The organism is Nitratidesulfovibrio liaohensis (genome assembly GCF_011682075.1).
In the GTDB taxonomy this organism is placed as follows: domain Bacteria; phylum Desulfobacterota; class Desulfovibrionia; order Desulfovibrionales; family Desulfovibrionaceae; genus Cupidesulfovibrio; species Cupidesulfovibrio liaohensis.
Map to the genome: position 1 here is coordinate 1 of NZ_VSMK01000436.1, position 2,198 is coordinate 2,198.

Consider the following 2,198-nt stretch of genomic DNA (forward strand, 5'->3'; position numbering starts at 1 on the left):
GCCCGGCCCCGTGTGCCGCATTGCGCGACGCGCCCCGCCGGGCTACGCTGTGCCCCATCGGCGGCCCCGCCGCCCTCCCGTCATCCCATGTCATCCCACAGGCAGAGAACGCCATGCCCATAGCCCAGCCCCCCGCCCCGTCCGCGCCCGTCACCACGCACCTGCCGAAGATCGCGCTGGTGGGCCGCCCCAACGTGGGCAAATCCACCCTGTTCAACCGGCTCATCCGCGCCAACCGGGCCATCACCCACGACCGGCCCGGCGTCACCCGCGACCGCATGGAAGGCCAGGTGCGCTCGCGCGGCAAGCAGACCTTCGCCATCGTGGATACCGGCGGCATCACCCTGGACGCCCACGCAGCCGTGGCCCAGGGGCCGGAAGGCATTCGCGGCTTCGAGGCGGAAATCCTGCGCCAGGCCGAAGCCGCCATGGCCGAAGCCGCTGGCATCTGCCTGGTGGTGGATGGCCGCGACGGGCTGACCCCCTTCGACGAACACCTGGCCGCACACCTGCGCCGCGCGGGCAAACCCGTGCTGGTGGTGGTGAACAAGGTGGACGGCGTGGAGCGCGAAGACGAAATGCTGGCCGAATTCCACGCCCTGGGCTTTCCACTGCTGCCCGTTTCCGCCGCGCACGGGCACAACGTGCGCGTGCTGGAAGACGAAATGCGCGAAATGCTGCCCGATGAGCCTGAAGACGGCGTGGAAGAAGGCGACGGCGAGGAAGGCGACTTCGACCTTGCCTCCAACGACGACGAAGGCGCTGACGAGATAGCTGGCGAGGACGCTGGCGAAGGCGGCGCGGAATCCGGCGAATCCGCTGCCGAACCCAAAGGCCCCCCGTACGACCCCACCCACCTGCGCCTTGCCATGCTGGGCCGCCCCAACGCGGGCAAGTCGTCGCTGGTCAACGCCCTTACCGGCCAGCAGCGCATGATCGTCAGCGACATGGCGGGCACCACCCGCGACAGCGTGGACGTCAGCTTCGAATCGGGCGACAAGACCATCACCTTCGTGGACACCGCCGGGGTGCGCCGCCGCTCGCGCATCACCGATTCGGTGGAGCGTTACAGCGTCAACGCCTCGCTCAAAAGCACCACCAAGGCCCACGTCACCCTGCTGGTGCTCGACGCGCTGCAAGGCGTCACCCAGCAGGACAAGCGCCTGGTGGACCTGCTGGACGAACGCAAGACGCCGTTCATGGTGCTGGTGAACAAGATCGACCTGGTGCCGCGCAAGCTGCTGCCGGACCTGGAGGCCTCGTTCAAGGGCATGCTGGAATTCTGCCCCCACGTGCCGCTGCTGTACGTTTCCGCCAAGTCGGGCAAGGGGCTTGGCCCCGTGCTGCCCATGGCCGAACGCGTCCGCGCCGAGTGCCACGTGCGCGTGGGCACCGGCCAGCTCAACCGGGCCATGGAAGAGGTGCTCACCCGCCATCAGCCCCCGGTGGTGCGCCGCCTGCGGCCCAAGTTCTTCTACCTGACCCAGGCGGAGACCAACCCGCCCACGTTCGTGTTCTTCGTCAACGATGCCGACCGCATCCAGACGCCGTACGCCCGCTACGTGGAAAAGGCCCTGCGCCGGATGTTCCGCATCGAGCACGCCCCCATGCGGGTGCGCTTCCGCTCGTCGCACAAGAAGAAGGGCGAATAGCCCCGCCCGTCCGGGCACCCTCCAGCGGGGCTGTGTCCGGCTGACGGCCTCGCCCTCCCCTGCATTCATCCGCCCCGTACCGCTCGCCTTCTGTTGTCACAGGGGTCGGGCGGTGCGGGGCGGTTGCGTTTCCCTGCCCGTCCTGTCCTCCTCCCCCCGAAACAGTTTTCTCTCATCCCCCCTGCCCACTCGCGCAAGCCTTCACCTTCCGGCCCATCCCGGCTACAGTGCAGGCCGACAGGAGGCCCCCATGCCCCAACCTTCCCCTTCCCCGACGCCGTCCTCTCCCCCCCCCTTTGCGGAACAGTTGCTGGAAGCTGCCCACAGGCTGGCCACCCGTGCCGGGGCGGTGTTCCTCGCCACGTGCGGCGCCCTGGGCCGGTTTCTGGCGCGTCACGTGTCCGGGCGGGCCTTTTTCCGGGCCTTGCTGCCCGCCGCCGCAGGCCTGTTCCTGGCCCAGTGCACCATGGCCCCGCTGTCCGCCGTCACCGCCGCGCGCGAACAAACCCTGCTGGCAGAGGCCCGCGACAGCCGCCTTGCCGCCAC

The 2,198-nt window shown here is 69.4% G+C and carries 1 protein-coding gene and 1 pseudogene; both read left to right on the forward strand.

The window, feature by feature from the left end:
* Positions 1-113 precede the first annotated feature (113 nt).
* Positions 114-1,652 (forward strand): ribosome biogenesis GTPase Der, encoded by a 1,539-nt coding sequence (gene der / locus FVW27_RS13625; RefSeq protein WP_167126012.1) that lies wholly within the window; start codon positions 114-116, stop codon positions 1,650-1,652.
* Between the two features lie 250 nt (positions 1,653-1,902).
* Positions 1,903-2,198, forward strand: a pseudogene (locus tag FVW27_RS13630) (cache domain-containing protein); the annotation flags it as partial.